Below are 18,306 nucleotides of genomic sequence, written 5' to 3'. Positions count from 1 at the left end.
TGAAGGGCTGTGTTCGTCAGGCTGGATGGTGCGCGTTGCCGGATCGAGTTTGCAGTATCGCGCGGAGGACATTGATCACGTCGTCGTGGTCCGTGTTCGTGGCGGCGGCTTCGTCGACGAGTTCGCGGATTCGCCGGATCACCGATTGAGGCAGCACTGCGGCGGAGTCTGCCACGCGCGTCCCGGCCGCGGTCCGGGTGACGACGAGTCCATCCTGCTCGAGCATCTTGTAGGCCTTCGCCGCGGTGCCCTGCGCGACTTTGAGGTCTGCGGCGGTCTGGCGCACCGTGGGAAGCCGCTCGTTCGCGCCCAATTGGCCTGAGACGATGAGCCCGCGAAGCTGCCGGTAGATGTCGATCGCTGGGTTGCTCTCTTCGGGTGTGGTGACGACGACGTGCGATGTCATCGCGTTGCCTCCAGGGTCGCCGGTGTCTCGGTCGGAGCCGATGGTTGGCGGGTCGCTGGGCGGCGTCGCAGGCCACTGCCAGCGACGAGGAGTAGCAGCACGAACCCGGTGATCTCGAGAATGGGAGCGCACCATCCCGCGGCGACGGCGAGCTCGGCGTATCGCCAGGCGGCGTCGTAGGGGTTGTCCCCGTTCTGCCCCGTGACGGTCAGGTGGGAAACCGATCCCGAGTTTGCGATGAAACGCCAGGCGCCGGCGAGTGTGAGAAGAACCGCCGCCGTTGTCACGCGTGTGACGTTGCGCGCGGCCTCTCGACGCGCAGCCCGCTCGGCGATGAGGGTCTCGGTGTGGAGGTATGGGCGCGCCGCATTGCGATCGAACGCGGACCAGGCGACGGCGAGCAGGGCACCCAGGCTGGTGAGCACCGGCAGCCCGTAGGTCCACCCGTAGAAGGGCAGACGGATCGGGTCGATCGTGCTTTCGTTGGGGATGGGAATGACGAGCCAGACGTATTGGCCCTGCACGTTGGGTGACGATGCGAGACCGGCAGCAACGGTCGTCACCACGAGGATCAGAGCCGTGAGCCCCAGGCTGATGAGCGCGAACCGGGAGCTGAAGCTCACCCAGCTTCGACGTTCGGCCGAAATCACGGGAACCTCCGCCGGGGTCGTCCCCCTCGTCACGATGAAAGCGAGGACGATGCCGAGACCGATGATGGCGCACGCGATCGGGGTGGTGAATCGCCACCAATGAAGACGATCCGCACCAGTGAGGATGTAGCCGCGGATCACGTAGTCAACGAAGAAAAAGACGAGCACCCCGGCCGCGGCCCATCCAATCGCACGCCGCTCGGGTGCGTATCGCGCTCGAACTGATCGCGGCTCTGCGGTAAGCGGCCGTGCAGCAGCAGAAGCCCGTGACGTGTAGAGACCTATACCTGCCGCAAGGACCAATGCCACGAAGAACGAGACTGCAGGTAGCGAGAACGCTCCTGCGATCAACTGGGCTGGGTCGAACATGCGCGCACCGCTCATCAACATCACTCATCCAATCTCTTGTGCCACTTGTCTATCACAAGTTGTACCAGATGAGGAGCACAAGATCTGGATGCTGGCGGCCGTCTGGACCGCTAGCGCGCTGGCGTCTTCCTGGTGTGGTTGAGTCGATATGAGTCGGTCCCGGTCTCGATGATGGTGCCGTGGAAGGTGAGTCGGTCGACGATCGCCGCGCAGAGTCTCGGGTCGGTGAATGTCTTCGTCCATCCGCTGAAGGCTTCGTTGGTCGCGATCGCCACGGATGCCTTCTCTTCTCTCTCGGTGAGGACTTGGAACAGGAGTTCGGCGCCTCTGCGATCGAGTTCCATGTAGCCGAGTTCATCGATCAAGAGCAGGTCGACGCGACCGTAGCGGGCGATGGTGCGGTTCAGTTGCATATCGTCGGCGGCTTCGACGAGCTCGTTCACGAGCCGGGTCGCGAGCGTGTATCGGACCCGGTAGCCCTTTTCGGCTGCGGCGGTGCCGAGCCCGATCAGGAGATGCGACTTGCCGGTGCCGGAGTCGCCGATGAGGCAGAGGGGTTCCCCGCGGCGGATCCAGTCGCCTTGCGCGAGGGTGTGGATGGTGGCGGGGTTGATGTTCGGGTTCGCGTCGTAGTCGAAGTCGCCCAACCATTTCTGCCGCGGGAAGCCGGCGTTCTGGACCCGGCGCGTGATGGAGCGGCGGTCCCGGTCGTCGACCTCGGCGAGGAGCAGCTCGGCGAGGTAGCCGAGGTAGGACAGTTGCTCCCGTTTCGCGGTCTGCGTCGCCTCTTCCATCACCGCCCGGATCGTCGGCAGCCGGAGCCGTCGGCAGGCGGAGTCGACGGCGGCCGCGGCGGCTTCCTCAGTCAGGCCGCGGCGGTGGCGGAGCGTGGTCGTAACGTTCGTGAGGGTCGGACTCATGCGCCGGAGGCTCCTTCACTCATGGATGCGGTAACCGCGTGTTTCGCGGCTCTCTTGGTCAGCAATGCGTCGTAGCCGGCGACGGACGGGAGGGGCCGGTTGTCTTGCGGGAGGCCGGCGATGACCGCGGCCGGGTCGGTGAGACGACGTTGCGTGAGCGACACCACCTTCGGCAACGTCGGCGCCTCGATGAGCGCGATGTCATTTTTCTCGAGCTGGGCCGCCGCGAGGCGCGCTTCCACGGCGACGACGTCGGCAGTGACCGCGCCGACGGTGAGCGCGGCACTGATTCCAGCGAGCACCGCCGGGGTCGGCATAGTGCGGTGCAGCAGGAGCACGTCGATGAGCTCTCTCGTGCCGGCTGCATCACCGTTGACCTTCCTCGATTCCGCCCAGAACCCCTCATGCAGCCCAGTGAACGCGCCCGTGTTGCGGGCGTGGGCGAGGGCGGTGGAGCCGCCGAGAGCGCCGGGCTTGTGCTGGAGCACCTCGAGGTAGTGATCGAGCTGGACGGATTGCCCGTAGCGTTCGATGACCCGCTCATGCCGGGCCACGACCTGCCGGCCGTCGAATACGACGAGCTCAGACGCGCGCAGCGAGACGCGGAGTTTGCGGCCGATGAGCCGGACCGGGACGGAGTACTTCGCCTGCCGCACCGTCACCAGCCCGGACCTGTCGACCCGCGGGTAGAGCTCCAGGCCCGGGTCGAACCGATCCCTCGGCAGCTGCGCGAGATGCTCCCGATCGGAGGAGAGGTCCTGGGCGACAGTGCTGATCTTCTGCCCGATCCGCCGTCTCTCATCCCGCAGATCCCATTCACGGATCCGGGCGTTGAGCTCGGCGAGGGACGCGACGACGGGCATGGGTGAGAGCCAGGTGCGGCGGAACCTGCCAACCTCGCCCTCGATGCCGCCCTTCTCGTGCGCCCCGTTGATCCCGGGCTCGCAGTAGAACGCGTCGAACCCGTAATGCGATCGGAACAACGCCCACCGTGTGGTCTCTACCCGCGCCCGGCCGGAGAGAACCTGCGTGACTGCGGGTGAGAGGTTGTCGTACTTGATCTGCAGCGTTGGGACACCGCCGAGTTCCTCGAACGCGTCGATATGGCCTTCCAGGAACGCCTCCAACGCCTGCGTCGGGTAGACGCGGTGCACGGCACGCCCCGAGTGGGAGAGGCGGAACGCGAACATGTAGCACTTTGTCTTCACCCCAGCGAGGATCACCCACAGCTCCCCGAAATCGACCTCCGCCTCAGCGCCGGGCGCGTGTTCCTGCGGGACCATCGCTCGCGACACCCCGCTGGTGCCAAGGATCTCCGGCCGCCGCCACCGCACGTAGTCACGCACCGTCGGGTAGCCGACATCGGCGCCGTGCTCGTCCAGGAGCCGGTGCCAGATCCGGGTCGCGGTCTGCCGCTGCTTCCGCGGCGCGTCGATGTCCTGCCGCAGCATCCCGTCGATAAGCTCCCGCACCCCATCGAGCTTCGGCGCTGCCCGGACCGGGGTCTTCCGCGCCGGCGGCTCTGCGGACTCCAACGCCTGACGGACCGTGCGTCGATGCACTCGGAACCGTTTCGCCAGCGCGTTGATCGACAACCCCTCGACCCGCGCCGCACGACGAATCTCGGCGAACTCTTCCACCCTCGACCTCACAGGCCCCTCCTCGCTCGATACCGAACGAGGACACCCTCAGCCCTGGGCCAAATCAGACCGACAACGACACCCCGGCAGCCGACGAGCTGGGCCAAATCAAAGCGACAAGCCTGGGCCAGCTAAGCGTGACAGAGCCAGCTCAGCCAACATCACACCCACACGTCGACCACGCGGGCGCGACACCACACCAGCCGCAGGGCTCGAGATCGACTCACCCGTCGTCGGGTACAGCTCTACCGGGACAGCACCCTGCGGAAACAGCGGGTTGTGCAGCCACGTCGACTGCACGATCAGACCCGTACCCGCCACGAACTCGCCGGGCACCAGCGAATCCGACGGCGCCAGAACCTCACCCGGCGGCAAACCCTCAATCACATCACCGAGAGTGCCCACATCTGTGAACCCCAACGAGATCCCATCTGCATCGAACATCTCAGCCCGATACGACAACAGCGTGTTAAACGGCGCCTCAAAATCGATGCGGGTGAGAGCGCCAGCCGTGGCCGCATTCACGGCACCACGAACCTGACGCTCCCGCCCGAACGCCGACCGGTACACCGTCACCGTCTCCGTGCCAGCAGCGAACTCCTCAAACAACACCTCAACACGAGGCGCCGGGTCAGCATCCACATACCCAGTCAGAACCGGTGCAGCAACCATCAGCGATTCACCTTCCCGCGCGACAAAGCACGCGAATCCGCCTCCTGCGCCGCAACAATCTGCCCGCGAATCACGCCCACGAGACCATCACCGAGATCCAAAGACCCGCTGATCTGCGCGCCCACGATCGACACCGACGGGGCAGCAGCAGTCGCACCAAGACGCCGACCCGTCTCCTGCCAAATACCGATGTTCTCGGCGCGCTTATCTGGCTTCGGGGAGATGTACGCCTCCCACGGAAGCGTCTTCTCCGCGAACTTGTGGATCTCAGCGCCACCGCGGTAGATCCCCGACGGGAACCCACCGTTGACGAACGCCCGCACGCCGTTGCTGTAGAACCCGCCCGACTCGTTACCGTTCGCATTCAGATACGCCTGCGCCTGAGCCGTGTACCGCGCCGCAGACGCGGCAGCAGCGCGGTTGCCGCCCGACGAATCCAGGAACATCTCGGCCCGGATCTGCACACCGTTCCACCGGTTCAGGAAGTCCGACACCTGCTGGTTGGCCGTCGCCGTATCGGCGATCACCTTCCACTGCGTCTCGGACGGAATCCGGTAGATCTGATCCGCAAGGCCCTGCGCCTGTTCGGCGTTCATGCCAAGGTCCGTCGCGCGATCAATGAGCGCCTGACGCCCATCCTCAAGACTCTTCTTGTAAGCGGCAGTGTTCCCATCCAGCGCGAACTGCTTCTCAGCGGCGTCCTGCGCCTGAGAAGCCAGATCCACAAGCATGGCCGTGTTGTCGCGCCCCGCCTGCGTGCTCGTGTCCATCGTGAGCGCGTAACCATCGGCTCCATCACGGGCCTTCTGGATCGTCTCATCGACCTTCGCCAGCGCATCCTGGTAGTCCAGGTTCGCGGACACAGCATCCTGACCGACACCGTTCGCCTCGTTGACCGAATCAATCAGCTTGCGGATCTGATCATCGAGCGCGGAAGCCTTATCCGCCGTCTCCTGGTACGCCTTGGCGGCATCCTGTGACGAACTCTTGCTACCGTCCGTCGCCTTCGAGTTCTCACCCATAGCAGCGGCCAGCAGGTAGGTGTCGTCCGCGGTGATGCCAGCAGCCGTAGCCTGATCGAGCAGCATGTCCCGATACGCCGGCATGTTCTTCAACAGCTCAAGAGCCTGCGCGTCGTTCAGCTTGTATTGCTCACGGAGCGAAGCGAACGACGCCTGAGCGCGCGGCATGTCCGTAGACGCCACCTTCGCCAACGCGTCACCGTACTGCTTGATCGAATCGAGACCACCGATCTCGTTCCGGCTCAAGTCCAGCCAGTCATTCGTTGAAGCAGCCGCCCGATCCAACAGGCCCGGAAGATCCTTCAACTGGTCGGCATAGTTGCCCCACAGGGCAGTCTCGAGTCCCCCGCGCTGAAAAGCCGCCTGGAACGCATCGACCGACTTCGTGGACGCGGCGATCTTGTTCTGCAGCTCAGCCTGGACCGGCTGACCGTCCTCGATCGCTTTGTTGAACCCGATGGTCGCCGCGGTGGCCACAGCCAGCGCAACACCCCACGGCCCACCCAGGAACCGAACCAGACCTCGAAGCCCACCAGCCACCTTCCCCCCGGAGAGGTTCAGGGTTTCCATCGCGTTCTTGAACTCTGCGATCTTTGGCACCGCGAGCAGCATCCCGCCGCCCAGGAGGGCAACACCCGCGATCAGGGCAACCACGCCGAGAGTCGTCTGCTGCAACCAGTCGGGCAGATCATTGAACCCATCAACGAGATTCGCGAGGCCCTGCACAAGCGAACGCAGCGGACCGTTAGCGCCCTCACCCATCGTGATGAACGCGGTCTCGAGCGCACCGTGCAGCTTCTCCACGTCACCGGAAAGGTTGTTGAGCTTCGTCGCCGCCGTCTCGGCCGCGTAACCCTGATCGTCAACCTCGGACGTCCACTTGCGGATACCAGCGGTGCCCTCGTCGAACAGCACGTTCGCGCCACGGATGGCGTCCTGACCGAAGATCATGGCCAGGCTCGTGTTGCGCTGCTCCTGCGTCAAACCGCCCAGAGACTTCTGCAACTGGCCGGCCAGGTTCGCCATACCCACGAAGTTGCCGCCCGCGTCATACGCGTTGATCCCGAGATCCTTCATCAGCGCGGCGGACTCATCAGTCGGGTTCGCCAGACGCAGCAGCATCGTGCGGAACGACGTACCCGCATCAGACCCGAGCAGGCCAGCCTGAGCGAACGCCGCCAGCGTGCCCGTCGTCTCCTCAACCGAGATGCCGAACTGCGACGCCACAAGACCGCCCTGGTTGAGCGCCTGAGCCATGTCGGTGACATCGCCCATCGCCTTGCCAGCACCGGCGGCGAGAAGGTCGGCTACGTGCGACGCGTCCTTGCCCTCGAGCTTGAACTGCTGCAACGTCGTCGCGGCAATGCCGGACGCCTCAGCGACACCCAGCCCACCAGCGGCGGCAAGGTTCAGGGCACCAGTGAGACCACCGCCGAGGATGTCCTTCGCGGACACACCCGCCTTAGCCATCTCCTCGATCGCGTTCGCCGCCTCCGAGGCAGAGAACACCGTCGACTGGCCCGCGTCGATAGCGGCCTGACGCAGCTCGCCCAGGTTGTTCCGAGCATCCTCACCCGTCGCCGCGACCGCCGACATGGCCTTGTCGAACTGAGCAAACGAGTTGATCGCTACGCCAACACCGGCAGCGAGAGCAGCACCCATGCCGAGCGCGGCACCACCGAGCAGGTTCAGGGATTCCTTAACCTGAGCCAGCTTCTCGCCCTCAGTACCAACGGCCCGAGTGGCGTTGGCCGCCTCGAGCATGTTCGCTTTGTACTCGGCGATCTTGGCCCGGAGAGTGATCGATACAACCCGATCCGCCATAGCAACCTCCGGGTCATGTCGGTATGCTTCAGCGCATGAAGCGGTTCGCGTTCGTCGTCTACGTGCTCTTTGGCGCGCTTGCGGCGATCTGCGGCGTCGGCGCACTCGGCGCCCTAGTGTTCGGCGCGTGGCCACTCGGCATCGCCGCAGCCGTAGCCGCGGGGATCCTGTGGGTCATGTCTCGGTCGGTGGGGAACCCGTACCGGCAGAACGCTTGACCTGCCACAGCAGCGATTCCGGATCCGGCAGGACCTCGCCAGCGTCCTTGCGCTTCGCGTACATCTCCTGCGCCATGTTCAACTTCTCTTGGGCGAAATCTGTGGTCGGCAGGGGAACGACCCAGTCATATTGATGGGCAGGGTCAATCGCCTCGTCCAGCGGGATGCCATGCTTGCCGCGCGGGCGATGCTCCTCGAGATGGGAGGCGAACCACGCCGCGCGATCCGCGTCACTGAACTCGGGTTCCCGCACGGTCACCCAACCGGTGACCTGACCGTTGGCGTCGCGAATGACTGTCGTTACTTCTGCCGGCTCCCACCCTTGGAAGCGGCGCGGCGAGACGCCCGATTGCCGGGAGATGTCTGCAACAGCGCCGCCCGAGCTTTTCCCAGCTCCGCGAGACGGTTGATCGCGTCCTGAACGTTCACCTGCCAGATACCGAGAGCCAGCAGGTTACGGCCGACACCATCGAGCACCTCATACAGCTCGGCCCACGTCTCGACGTCGACCGGCTCACCGTCCACGGTGACGTGCTCGAGCGGGTAGTTCAGAGTCACCGCACGCTCGTTGTAACCGATCGTGAAATCAGACACCACGTCCTCGCGGGCCGGGTACTCAGCCACAAGCGCCTGCCACGCGTCGCCCCGCAGCTTCTCAAACGTGACGTCAGCACCCGACTCCCCCAGAGGAATCGTCTTTGTCACCGTCGGCTGTGGGCCTTCAGCCTTCGCGCGCTCCTGCGCGATCAGCTTCTTAAGATCCATGTTCTCCACCTGATCCACCTGTGGAGGGAACCTGTCGGGCGGGCAGGTGGAACCCGCCCGACAGGAGTCGATTACGCCGCGACCGCGACGTCGCGCTGCACGGTGCCAGTCACGAACAGCTTCTGCATGCGCTGAAGCAGCGTGTTCGCGGTCGGCGCGACCTTCCGCTGCACGCCCGCGCGAATCGGGATCACGTCGACCTTCTGGCCGGCGGCGGGTGCCGTCTCATTCGGAACACCGAGGCGGTGCACGATGAAGCCCGTCACACCCTCCGTCAGCGCGGTCTGCGCGGGAGTGTCCGAAACGTACTGAACCTCGAGCGTGTCCGACACGGTTCCAGCGAGCTCGAGAACCTGCTTGAGCGTGTAGCGCCCATCGGTGATGACGTTCTCCGTGGTCTCGTGACGGAAACCATCCGGCACCAGCGAGTACGTCAGCGCCTTCACGGTGCCCGCGTTCAGCTCGGCAGCCGTCGGCGCTCCGGGGTTTGCGATGGCCGGGACGAACAGCACCAGGCCGCGTCCGTCAGATGCCTGTCCAGCAGGCACGGCTTCAAGAGCCATAGTCCCTCCAAAAGGGGTTCATGCCCCTGGACAGGGGCTAGTGATGCCGCCGGTCGACGGCACGCGTTAACGACGAACGCCACCACCAAAGGCAGGGGCGTTACAGTCGGGAAACTTCTACTTGCGGGGCTTCACCGGCTCCACATAAACGGGCGGGAAGGATTCGTCATCTATGCCCTTACCCACGCGGGAATACACGTCACGGTTTGCCTCGTACTCAGCGAGCGAGACACTGAAAACGTGCTGCGGGTCTGTCTTCACCGCCGACTTCACACGAACAAACGGCATCATGCGCTCCTTGAGGTGAAAACGAACGTGGCGTCGATGTAGAACAAACGCGCCGACTTGTCGAACTGCATACCCGCACGATCATTCGCCGTACGATCGACCCGGATCGGATCACACACGCGACCCGGAATCGTCAACACACGAAACAACATGTGCTCGAGCGCGGCATCCAGCAGGAGCAGCACAGCATCAGCCGTCGTGCCCACAAAGCGCACATCGAACTCGCACAACTCAGCAGAGTTCGCCGTCTGCGGCGCCGTGTACCGCTTGTCATCAAGCTCGGGAAGGTACGGAATCGTGACCGCATAGTTGTCGCGGACAAGCTCGCCCGCATCCGTTACGCGAACGGCAGTGAACACCCGGTTGTTCAGCACGGACGGAACGGCAAGTTCAGCCTTGAAGGCGTTGAATTCAGCCCTCATTCGATGGCCTCCCGCGTCGCGTCGAACAAGGCGATCTCAATGCCCTTGATGAAGTCTTGCTCATTGTCGCGCAGAGAATCACGCGCAGCATGCTGCGGCCGAGAACGAACATTCCCCCCGCCGTCCTCGACGAGACCGAACGAACCTGAATCACCGATTGTCGGGCCGATCTCAACCTCAATGAGGCCAGCGGGAGTCTTCACCTCGTAGTCGATGTCGGCCGAATACTTTCGCAGACCCGTGCGGTTCGCGCGCTTACGCCAATCCCGCTTGATATCGAACGCCGTCTTCTGCAGCGCCTTCTTGATCAGTGGTTGCGCCTTAGCAGGCGCCTCGGATAGGTCAGCAGCAAGCACCCGAAGCTCAGAGAAGTCATCAGCCACCGCACACCCCCTACGACAACTCGGTCACGGGGTAACGATGCGCCGTCGACTGCCCCAACGTCGCCACACCATCCACCGTGTACGACCGACCCACCAACGCCGGATCCGACGAAGAAGCCGTCACCGTAATCACCGTGCCCTCAGGCAACGTCACATTCACATACGGCCACACACCAACCGACGGCAACTCACCCTCACCAGGCGTCACCGTCGCAGGCTGCGTAGGAATCGACACCACAACCTGCTGAGTCGTCACCAACTGCGACGCACCCACAGCGTTCTGCACCGCATTCGCCGTGTACTTCACACGCGCAGGACCGACATACAACGGGTCACCCACCAGGACACGCGTTGGATCACCCGTCACCTCATCCACACCATCCGTGAACCGACCAGCCGTGATCGACTCCGTCATACGAGACACGGCCGCGGCGCGACCAAAACTCAGGACACCGCTCATGTGGACGGCACCCACCGATCCGGCGTCTCCCACCAACCCACAACAGGCTTACGGGAACCATTCACCGTCCACGCCCCATCCGACTCGCCGTCACCAGCGCCCAGAAGCGCCAACTCGGCGTCCGTCAGATACAGCGCACCCGTCGAGGTCGCCGAGTCGAGACGATAACGGTAGTCGTCGATCTGCTCCTCGAGCTTCCCTTCCGGGTTCCGCAGCACGCGCAGCACAACAGCGCACTGCACCTGCACCACAAGCGCCTTGAACGCGGCGTCTGCGATGCGGTCAGCGGCAGACGGGCGCTGCGAGAGGATGAGATTCCACGCATCCTCAAGCAGCACAACGCCGACCGTCTGCTCCTGTTCGGAGAGGGGACGCAACGACCTGTTCGTCAGGTCTTGCAACACGGCAGGACTGGACATTGCGTCCCCCTCTCGTCAGGGTCAGGAGATGGTCGCGTTGGTGATCTTGCGGAAACGGGCCAGGTCGCGGACGACGAAGCCGATCTCCACCTCGACCAGGACAGCGAACATGTTCTGCTGCCACAGGTTGATCACGTTCGGAACGGTGACCGTGCCCGAACCGCCGCCACCGACAGCGACCGACGTGGTCCCATCGACGATCGACGCCTGGTTGGAGATGTCGACCTTGATGCCCTCGACCGTTCCCCAGTACGCCGAGTCCCACTCGCCAGCGAAACCGATGGTGGCGGGAGTGCCGGCGGCGTAGACACCATTCGAGTAGTAAACCTGCTCGCCGAGGAGGTTGCCGACCGGCGAACCTGCCTGGATGTCGTTGAACAGCAGCGGGCGACCCACCGTGTCGACCTGTCCGAGGAGGAGGCCCTTGGCCTGCGAGGACAGCGCCCAGCCGTCGAGCGTGCCACCGGCCGCAGCGATGTCGGTGTATGCCTTCACGAGGCCGCTGTACGTGTTCTTCTTCACGTCGGTCGCGTGCGGGCCGATCGGGACGGCCGTCGCACCACCGAGGGTGTCGAAGTTCGAACCAGGAGCCGAAGAACCGAACACGGTCGAGTCGAACTTGCGCGCGATCGCGTTCGGGAGGCGGCGACGCAGCTCGTCGTACACAGCGGGAAGGTCACGACGGAACTCGTTCGAGAACGGCTCGATCACGGCCAGCTTGTACGGGGTGAGCTGCTTCTTGTCGAGAGTCGCACGCGAAACAGGCTTCGCCGCGGTCTCAGCCACCCAGTCCGCCGAAGCGTCACCGGTGATGATGGGGATGGTCAGGCCAGAACCGGGAACCCGGATCTGACGAGCGAGCCGCATGACAGCGGACTCCTCCTGGACGCCCGACCAGATCTCAGTCGAGATCTCCTTCGGGAGCAGAGATGCGGCGTTCGTAGTGCCGCGAGAGAGATCAACCATGAGGTTGTCCTTTCAGGGTCAAAGTTTCTTGGCCGCGAAATCTGCGAACAGATCCGCGGTGGATGGCTTGCCCGCACCGCCGCCGGCACCCTGTGACGGGTCGGCCTTCGGGAAAGGGCTGTCGGAGCCAATGAGCTTGAGAACCTTCTGCGCCTTCGCTTCCAGGTCTTCCTCCGTCGAACCGACCACGAACTCGTGGTAGTCGGCGGGGATTTGGTGGCGTGCGATGACACTCAGGCGAAGCGTCTCGGCCTTAACGGAGTCCCGTTCGCGTTCGGCTTCCGCCGCCCGCTGCTGAGCCTTCTCAAGGTCGGACTTGCTGGCCGCGTCAAGCTCATCGAACTTGCTCGCCTTGGCCTTCAAGTCGCCGTAATCGGCGTACTTCGCCTTCTCTCGGGAAACCCGCTCCGCGATGATGCGGTTGAGTTCCTCCTGCGATGCGGGGGGCGTCCACCCGCTGTTGTTGCCGCCGTTCTCGTCGCCCGAAGGCGCGTTCTCGTCGCTCATTTTGCGTCTCCTGTGTCCGCGCATTGACCGCTGCGCGTAGGCGTAGCCCCAGACGGGGAAGATGATGGTTAGCCGACGAAGATGCCCTTGGAGCGGTAGAACGCGTCCGCTTCTTGCCGGTCTGATTCCTGCTGCCGGAAAAGTTCGCGCGGCTGAGCCGGCGAGGTGAGATAGCCGGCGTCACGCAGCAGAACGCGGCGCATTTCGACGTCGTCCGTCAAGTCGACGATCGTCTCGGGCATGAGACGTGGCCGCTGCACTCCGTTGAGGCGCTTTCCAAGGCGTGTCTTTCCCTCGACCGTTGCGTAGCCAAGGACAGGAGTGCCGTCAGCGTTGCGTCCGATAACAGAGCGCTGAATACGGGCCGGGCCATACTGGACGACCCGATCGAGACGTACCCGAGTGGACCCACGTCGGGCATTCACGACCTTGATAGGGTCGGCGCCAGCGTGGATCGCCTCCGCACCAGACTTCGTGTACACCCGTTCCTGCTCGGCGGGGCTGAGTGACCAGAAGTGATCCATTGGGCTGGCGTGTAGACCATCCGGGATACTCATCCCCTTCACGGGGACTGTCGAGCACCTGCAAGCCGGGTGACGCTGGAAGTTCGACCTGTACCGGTCAGAACCGGCCAAGATCGCGCACCTCGAGCACGCGCCCGGGTTCACCAGGCGCACGTAGCGGACGTACCCCTTGCCAGTTGCCGCGGCAACACTCGATGAACGCTCGACATCGGCGACCGCCGTCTTGACCAGCAGCGTCAGGTACGTCCCGCCGGCCATCATTGCGTCAGCAAGAGACGCGCCACCCGCAAGCGCCTGCTTCGCGGTGATGATCCCGCCACGTAGGGACTGCGCCAACGCAACACCGGACCCCGTTACGCCTGCGAAAGCACGAGGGTTCAACAGGTCGCCAGTCAGGCCATCAGCGCGAGCCGTTCGGTTCGTGAACGCCCCAACCGTGCCCGCGTTCGCGACGGTCGCAGCGGAAACCGCAGCCTCGACGGTCGGAGACACGGCATCCCAAGAACCATCAAGGTCAGCCGCATCAACCCGACGCCACAACCGAACAGACAAGTTCGCAGCCCGATCAGAACGTGCAATCGCCGCCGCCTGAGTAGCCTGCGCGTCCTCCGCGACACCCACGATCAGACCCCCTGAACGAAGTTCTGCACCCCAGCCGTCATCGCAGACTCAAGATCACCCTTGCGGCGCTCACGCATCTGCTCAATCGCCACCGGAGTCTCCCCCATGCGTTCCTGAGCCGTCTCCCAATCGATCAGACCCGCCTGGTAGCGCTTCACGATCGCGTCAGTCACCTGAGCCACCGTCGGCGTACCAGCGTCACGCCAGATCGTCTCGAGCTTGCGTGCCTCATCCGACCAAGCACCGGTCTTGAACCGGTACACAAGACGCTGCACCGACTCCCACGAGTGACCGAACGACGTCTGCTTGCGCTCCGCGTTCTTGATCAGCCGGGTCTCCCCCGCGCGCTGACCCTCAGCAGACGGGGGATTCTGCGTGTTCAGGCCGTAGTAGTCCGGCGGGAGGCCTCCCACAGACGACGCCTGACGCGCATACACGTTCACGATCGTCTCGATGTTGCGCATCTCCGCAGCATCGAACTGGAACGTCTTAGCGTCCTTGTTCGCCAAAGCCCAGACGGAGCCGAAATACGTCTGCCACGCGGACAGTTGCTCGCCGTTCTGGTCAATGAAATCGCCCTTAGTGGCACCCAGGACGCCACGAGCCGGCGCAACCATCGTCTCCTGCAGCAACTGCGCATTCGTGATCGCACGAGACGCCGAAGCGGCAATCGGGATGATGTCCGTCATCTCCGAAACACCCTCAAGGATGCTGTCGCGGCGACGCGTGGACCGGTTCCGGTTCACCATCGCCACAACAGGCACAGCACCCAGGTTGTGAAAGTCTGGCTCAAACTCATCGACCCAGTAGCCGTTCTGGTTACGAATCAGCCACCGCGTGACATTTTCGCGGTACCACGTCAAACGCTGATCGTCGCCATCCTTCGCGTCATACGAACGAATAGCAGACGTAATCCGGTGCGTGCGCGGGTCACGAAGAGCGATCATCTCCCGAGGAGACTCCACCGTGATAAGTGGAAAGTCGCGGTCCTTATCGTTCGTGCCAACGCACACATACGACCGCTCAAGGGCCAGCGCATCAACATGAGCGAACGTCTGCCGCTCATCCATGTTGTTGTACTGCCAAACATCCCACAGGTACGGATCCGGCTTCCCGTCACCAGCACGGAAGCCCTGCACATCCAAGCGACGCTCAACCGCATCCACGGTCACCCGCGGCCAATTCAAGATCACCGAAAACTGCTCAAGCTCCGGCGGAATCGACAAACCCAACTGCTCGAGCTTTTGCACACCCTCATAGATGTCGTTCAGCTCATCAGTGTGCCGACGGGCACGCAGGAGCGTATCCCGCATATTCGTCAGCATCGACAGTTCCGTCACAGAGAGGTCAGCCAAGGTATCCCCCTCATCGGAACACAATCACACGGTTATCGGACGGCGCGCCGAGGGCTGCGCCAGATGTTCGCACGTGAGCGAACGTCGCCAAAGTCACTGCAACAAGAGGGGTTATGTCGGTCGTGTCGCGCCGATGCCAACCCCACAGGCCGGACTCACCTAGCGGACGCTTACGAGCCGACTCAAGAGCCGCACGCAGGCCCGACTGCCCCTCGTGAACAATCCGCTTTTCGTCCACGGCAGCCTTGAATGCGCCGCACGCCTGCCCGTACTGGGTTGTCGTAACAACATCGACCTCAACGCCGCGCTCCGCGAAAGCTGGAAGCAATGAACCGGCGGGGCTGATCGCGTCCAGCGTGATCGACGTAGGCGACCACTTGTCACGCAGCTCCTCCACGCGGTCGACGACCCAACCAGTACCGCGGCGCCGGTCAACGACCGTGCAGAACAATCGGCCGTCAGCGGCGGCGCCCGCTACTGCGATGCTTGTGAAGCTCGAGTCCGGGTTCACGTCAATAGCGAAAGCAACAGGATCAAACGGCTGCACCCCGACCTCGACAAGCGAGTCCCAGACCTCGAGATCGACGACACTCGCGCCCTCGTTCTCGTCCAGGATTCCCAGACGTTCGCGCGCAAACGCGACCTCGGACATGCCGGCGCGTTCCTTCTGCATGTACTCAAGCGAAGGAACTTTGCGCCGCGACGAAGCTCCCGGATTTGCCTGCAACCGGGCGGCCGGGTCGTCAAGATCCGCCTTCGGATCAGCGCTGTACTCGATGTAGCAAAGGTTGGGATCCTTGTCGGGCTGCGGTTCATCGCGATGCTCCGGCTCGCGGCGTCCCCGCCGCATCACCCGCCGCAGAACAATGCCGTACTGGTCGCCTCGCGGCGCCGATGAGGCATAGATCACAGACGGGTTTGGTCGCGCCGACAAGGCCGGGAGCGAAGCCGCCACCGTCTCCTCGGGAAGGTGATAGGCCTCGTCGTACCCGAGCCGATCGCACGAGAAACCGCGGCCGGAACCGCTCGATCGCGCCAAGAATCGCTGGCGAGCGCCATTCAGCAGCTCGATACCTTCTTCGCCGTGGGCTGTCGAAACACGCTTGACCTTCTTACGCAGCCAGTCCGTGTTCTCCACCCAAAACAGCAAGCGCCGGAATGCCTCCTGCGCCGTCTTGAACTCATGGGCCGTGTGGATGGCCAAGAAGTCGCGCTGCGCCGACGAGAAAAGGAACAGGTCGGACAGTTGCACGATCTCGAAGATCGTGCCCTTCCCGTTCTGTCGAGGCACGATGACCGCAGACTCGAAAGAGGCCCATTTGCCAGCATCATCCTCGCCGAGGATGTCGTATACCGCAGCCGCCTGCCAGTCATCCGGCTCGAGACCGACCGATTCCGCAAGCTCAACAGCCTCAACGCCAGACGTGAACGAGTATTCAGGAACCGACCTAACCCGCGGCGGAACGGCGAGCTGCTCGCTTAGCTGCAAGGTCATCGCTCACATCCCCAGTCGCAACCGGCTTAGCGGACACTTCACTCATCAGAGCCCGCAACTCCTTCGCCGTCGAAGCGTTCGGAGAATCGTCCATGGCAGCCGCCAGAGCAAACGCCGTCTCGCGCTTCCACCCCGGGAGAGAGACGCCTTCAAGCTCACGCTTCACCTCATCCAGGACGGCCACAGAAGACCTCCTAGAGGGTCGGATTTTGCGTGGGGAGAGAAGGGTCGCCTCCCCGGTGGTCCACCGCGTCGAGGGGGGCCTGACCTCGGCCCCCACCCCTATGCGGCGAGGGCATGGGTCGACATGACGAGGTGCTTGTAGCGCTCGTCGTCGGGTGCCCATGCGGTGTGAACTGGGTCGAGGTGCCGCCGCTCCCTGTCGAGTGCCCACTCGTGGAGCAGCAGGTCTCGCTTGTCTGAGTTGCAGCGTTTGCATGAAGGCAGGAGGTTGGTCGTGTTGTTGGCGCCGCCCTTGCTGAGGGGTATGACGTGTTCTGCTTCGATGTTCGTCATCGGTACGGACAACCTGCAATATGCGCAGCACTTATCGAACTTGAGCCAGAGCTTGACTATGTCTGCCCATGAGTATGTCCCGGGCGATCCGGCTTGTGTTCCTCTGCGCTTAGTCTGCTTGAACTTCGTCCCACATCTAGAAGTACAGAATCTTGAGCGCACAGTCTTGCGCGTAAACTCTTCGCCGCACCACCCACACTCGAGGGTTTCCGGCATGGGCGGGTACCATTTCTCGCTTCTGCCGTACCAGCGCGCCCAGTGATCTTTGGGTAGCACGCAATCAGTAGGCCCGAATCGGAAATGGTCTCGGCACAGTAGTGAGCAGAAGGTGTTGGAGTAGCGCGCTTGACGCTTCTCTTTCTCGCATTCGGCTCCGCACTCGTCGCACGGCACGAGGACTTTGGGATGGCGGTTCGGGTTTGCCTGGTTGTAGTGGGTCTTACAGAGTCCCTTGGCTACGTGCTTCCGGTCGCATCCGTCGATAGTGCAGGTACGCATTGATGCTCCCCATGTCGGTGGGTACGAGAAATGCCCGCCACGACGGGGATCAATCCGTCTGCGGGCTCTCACCCCCGACAGGGTGAGCAGTGTGTTACCAGCGGCGCGTTGTCGGGTAGTCGCCTCGTGAGGCGTTGCCGCGGGATGAGTTACAGCCGTGGGTAGTGCGCCGGCTTGAAGTTGGCGCGGCGCACTGCATCACCACCGAGTGAGGTGGGTGTCACGTGGTCGACGCTGAATGACATCGGCGTGCGCGGTTCGGCGTCGTATTGGATCGGCCCTCGGGCGTTGTGGCAGATCCAGCAGGGTGCGCTCCTGCGCGCACATTCAGCTTTGAATGCTGCGGCCTCGCGGTTCCATGGTCGCCCTTTGGCGGGCATTAGGGCCGCCCGGTGAAAAGGTCGCGTACCCATTGCCAGAGCCTGCGTCGTCGCATGCGGCGCCAGACTCGTTTGACTGCGGCGATTTCGTCTGGTGTGAGGTCGCCCCAGTCCATCAGCGCGCCTCGGTCGGCATGGATGGGCCGGTGTAGTCGGGTTCGGTGAACTCGCGACCGTCGAGTGAGTGGTGGATGATGTGCCAGCCGATTGACCCGTCGTCGCTTTCAACGGGCTCTGTCGATGGCCCGCACTGGCAGTCCTCGCCGTCCGTGTTGTGTTCGATCAGGTCGTTGACCGGGTACGTGTGGACCGTCGACATGCCTCGTCCTTAGTTTTTGCCGAGTTCGTAGTTGCGGGTGAAGGGTGGGAGGTCGTCGAATCCTTCGCAGCATTGCGCGGCGGCGAGTACGGATTGGTAGGTGT

At 63.5% G+C, this 18,306-nt stretch carries 20 protein-coding genes; all 20 read right to left on the bottom strand.

Going from position 1 to position 18,306, the window contains the following annotated elements; all coding sequences use genetic code 11:
- Positions 1 to 16 precede the first annotated feature (16 nt).
- The 20 genes from P8R59_RS11390 to P8R59_RS11295 all read right to left on the bottom strand — a co-directional run bounded on the left by P8R59_RS11390 (position 17) and on the right by P8R59_RS11295 (position 18,202).
- A complete protein-coding gene (locus tag P8R59_RS11390; RefSeq protein WP_278100878.1) occupies positions 17 to 406 on the bottom strand; it encodes a GntR family transcriptional regulator in 390 nt (129 codons plus the stop codon).
- Complete coding sequence (locus P8R59_RS11385; RefSeq protein WP_278100877.1) at positions 403 to 1,224, bottom strand: hypothetical protein; 822 nt, start codon at positions 1,222 to 1,224, stop codon at positions 403 to 405. The genes P8R59_RS11390 and P8R59_RS11385 overlap by 4 nt, the downstream gene beginning before the upstream one ends.
- 311 nt (positions 1,225 to 1,535) lie before the next feature.
- On the bottom strand, positions 1,536 to 2,345 hold the full coding sequence (istB, locus tag P8R59_RS11380; protein WP_278100876.1) for an IS21-like element helper ATPase IstB: 810 nt from the start codon (positions 2,343 to 2,345) through the stop codon (positions 1,536 to 1,538).
- The gene (istA, locus tag P8R59_RS11375; RefSeq protein WP_278100875.1) at positions 2,342 to 3,997 is read right to left on the bottom strand and encodes an IS21 family transposase; all 1,656 of its coding nucleotides are present in this window, start codon (positions 3,995 to 3,997) and stop codon (positions 2,342 to 2,344) included. The genes istB and istA overlap by 4 nt, the downstream gene beginning before the upstream one ends.
- A gap of 96 nt (positions 3,998 to 4,093) precedes the next feature.
- Positions 4,094 to 4,657, bottom strand: coding sequence for a hypothetical protein (locus tag P8R59_RS11370; RefSeq protein ID WP_278101167.1), 564 nt, complete (start codon positions 4,655 to 4,657; stop codon positions 4,094 to 4,096).
- Positions 4,657 to 7,503, bottom strand: coding sequence for a phage tail tape measure protein (locus P8R59_RS11365; RefSeq protein ID WP_278101166.1), 2,847 nt, complete (start codon positions 7,501 to 7,503; stop codon positions 4,657 to 4,659). The genes P8R59_RS11370 and P8R59_RS11365 overlap by 1 nt, the downstream gene beginning before the upstream one ends.
- A 174-nt stretch (positions 7,504 to 7,677) precedes the next feature.
- Positions 7,678 to 7,980 (bottom strand): hypothetical protein, encoded by a 303-nt coding sequence (locus P8R59_RS11360; protein WP_278101165.1) that lies wholly within the window; start codon positions 7,978 to 7,980, stop codon positions 7,678 to 7,680.
- 41 nt (positions 7,981 to 8,021) lie between these two features.
- Positions 8,022 to 8,486 carry a hypothetical protein gene (locus P8R59_RS11355; RefSeq protein ID WP_278101164.1) on the bottom strand — a complete coding sequence of 155 codons (465 nt, stop codon included), beginning with the start codon at positions 8,484 to 8,486 and terminating at the stop codon, positions 8,022 to 8,024.
- A gap of 71 nt (positions 8,487 to 8,557) precedes the next feature.
- Positions 8,558 to 9,049 (bottom strand): hypothetical protein, encoded by a 492-nt coding sequence (locus tag P8R59_RS11350; protein ID WP_278101163.1) that lies wholly within the window; start codon positions 9,047 to 9,049, stop codon positions 8,558 to 8,560.
- Positions 9,050 to 9,336: 287 nt separating this feature from the next.
- Positions 9,337 to 9,759: a hypothetical protein gene (locus tag P8R59_RS11345; protein ID WP_278101162.1), complete on the bottom strand. Its 423-nt coding sequence runs from the start codon at positions 9,757 to 9,759 to the stop codon at positions 9,337 to 9,339.
- The gene (locus P8R59_RS11340) at positions 9,756 to 10,142 is read right to left on the bottom strand and encodes an HK97 gp10 family phage protein (protein WP_278101161.1); all 387 of its coding nucleotides are present in this window, start codon (positions 10,140 to 10,142) and stop codon (positions 9,756 to 9,758) included. The genes P8R59_RS11345 and P8R59_RS11340 overlap by 4 nt, the downstream gene beginning before the upstream one ends.
- 10 nt (positions 10,143 to 10,152) lie before the next feature.
- Entirely contained in the window at positions 10,153 to 10,602 is a 450-nt protein-coding gene (locus tag P8R59_RS11335; protein WP_278101160.1) for a DUF6093 family protein, read from the bottom strand.
- Positions 10,599 to 11,006 carry a Gp19/Gp15/Gp42 family protein gene (locus P8R59_RS11330; RefSeq protein WP_278101159.1) on the bottom strand — a complete coding sequence of 136 codons (408 nt, stop codon included), beginning with the start codon at positions 11,004 to 11,006 and terminating at the stop codon, positions 10,599 to 10,601. Before P8R59_RS11330 ends, P8R59_RS11335 begins: the two co-directional genes overlap by 4 nt.
- Before the next feature lie 36 nt (positions 11,007 to 11,042).
- Positions 11,043 to 11,987 carry a phage major capsid protein gene (locus P8R59_RS11325; protein WP_278101158.1) on the bottom strand — a complete coding sequence of 315 codons (945 nt, stop codon included), beginning with the start codon at positions 11,985 to 11,987 and terminating at the stop codon, positions 11,043 to 11,045.
- Positions 11,988 to 12,005: 18 nt separating this feature from the next.
- Entirely contained in the window at positions 12,006 to 12,494 is a 489-nt protein-coding gene (locus P8R59_RS11320; protein ID WP_278101157.1) for a capsid assembly scaffolding protein Gp46 family protein, read from the bottom strand.
- Positions 12,495 to 12,562: 68 nt separating this feature from the next.
- Positions 12,563 to 13,510, bottom strand: a complete 948-nt coding sequence (locus P8R59_RS11315; protein WP_278101156.1) for a hypothetical protein — start codon at positions 13,508 to 13,510, stop codon at positions 12,563 to 12,565.
- A 131-nt stretch (positions 13,511 to 13,641) separates the two neighbouring features.
- Positions 13,642 to 14,994, bottom strand: coding sequence for a phage portal protein (locus P8R59_RS11310; protein ID WP_278101155.1), 1,353 nt, complete (start codon positions 14,992 to 14,994; stop codon positions 13,642 to 13,644).
- 10 nt (positions 14,995 to 15,004) lie between these two features.
- Entirely contained in the window at positions 15,005 to 16,489 is a 1,485-nt protein-coding gene (locus P8R59_RS11305) for a hypothetical protein (RefSeq protein ID WP_278101154.1), read from the bottom strand.
- A 282-nt stretch (positions 16,490 to 16,771) separates the two neighbouring features.
- On the bottom strand, positions 16,772 to 17,221 hold the full coding sequence (locus P8R59_RS11300; protein WP_278101153.1) for an HNH endonuclease: 450 nt from the start codon (positions 17,219 to 17,221) through the stop codon (positions 16,772 to 16,774).
- A 777-nt stretch (positions 17,222 to 17,998) separates the two neighbouring features.
- On the bottom strand, positions 17,999 to 18,202 hold the full coding sequence (locus P8R59_RS11295; RefSeq protein ID WP_278101152.1) for a hypothetical protein: 204 nt from the start codon (positions 18,200 to 18,202) through the stop codon (positions 17,999 to 18,001).
- Between the last annotated feature and the right edge of the window lie 104 nt (positions 18,203 to 18,306).

This window comes from Microbacterium proteolyticum, from assembly GCF_029639405.1.
GTDB lineage: Bacteria > Actinomycetota > Actinomycetes > Actinomycetales > Microbacteriaceae > Microbacterium.
The sequence above is the reverse complement of the archived record's forward strand: the minus strand, read 5'-3'. Positions and strand labels throughout refer to the sequence as shown.

Coding starts and splice junctions, on each gene's coding strand:
- P8R59_RS11300 (WP_278101153.1), bottom strand. CDS start 17,221: ATGCCGGAAACCCTCGAGTGTGGGTGGTGCGGCGAAGAGTTTACGCGC.
- P8R59_RS11370 (WP_278101167.1), bottom strand. CDS start 4,657: ATGGTTGCTGCACCGGTTCTGACTGGGTATGTGGATGCTGACCCGGCG.
- P8R59_RS11335 (WP_278101160.1), bottom strand. CDS start 10,602: ATGAGCGGTGTCCTGAGTTTTGGTCGCGCCGCGGCCGTGTCTCGTATG.
- P8R59_RS11350 (WP_278101163.1), bottom strand. CDS start 9,049: ATGGCTCTTGAAGCCGTGCCTGCTGGACAGGCATCTGACGGACGCGGC.
- P8R59_RS11390 (WP_278100878.1), bottom strand. CDS start 406: ATGACATCGCACGTCGTCGTCACCACACCCGAAGAGAGCAACCCAGCG.
- P8R59_RS11305 (WP_278101154.1), bottom strand. CDS start 16,489: ATGACCTTGCAGCTAAGCGAGCAGCTCGCCGTTCCGCCGCGGGTTAGG.
- istB (WP_278100876.1), bottom strand. CDS start 2,345: ATGAGTCCGACCCTCACGAACGTTACGACCACGCTCCGCCACCGCCGC.
- P8R59_RS11325 (WP_278101158.1), bottom strand. CDS start 11,987: ATGGTTGATCTCTCTCGCGGCACTACGAACGCCGCATCTCTGCTCCCG.
- P8R59_RS11355 (WP_278101164.1), bottom strand. CDS start 8,486: ATGGATCTTAAGAAGCTGATCGCGCAGGAGCGCGCGAAGGCTGAAGGC.
- P8R59_RS11320 (WP_278101157.1), bottom strand. CDS start 12,494: ATGAGCGACGAGAACGCGCCTTCGGGCGACGAGAACGGCGGCAACAAC.
- P8R59_RS11365 (WP_278101166.1), bottom strand. CDS start 7,503: ATGGCGGATCGGGTTGTATCGATCACTCTCCGGGCCAAGATCGCCGAG.
- P8R59_RS11345 (WP_278101162.1), bottom strand. CDS start 9,759: ATGAGGGCTGAATTCAACGCCTTCAAGGCTGAACTTGCCGTTCCGTCC.
- P8R59_RS11295 (WP_278101152.1), bottom strand. CDS start 18,202: ATGTCGACGGTCCACACGTACCCGGTCAACGACCTGATCGAACACAAC.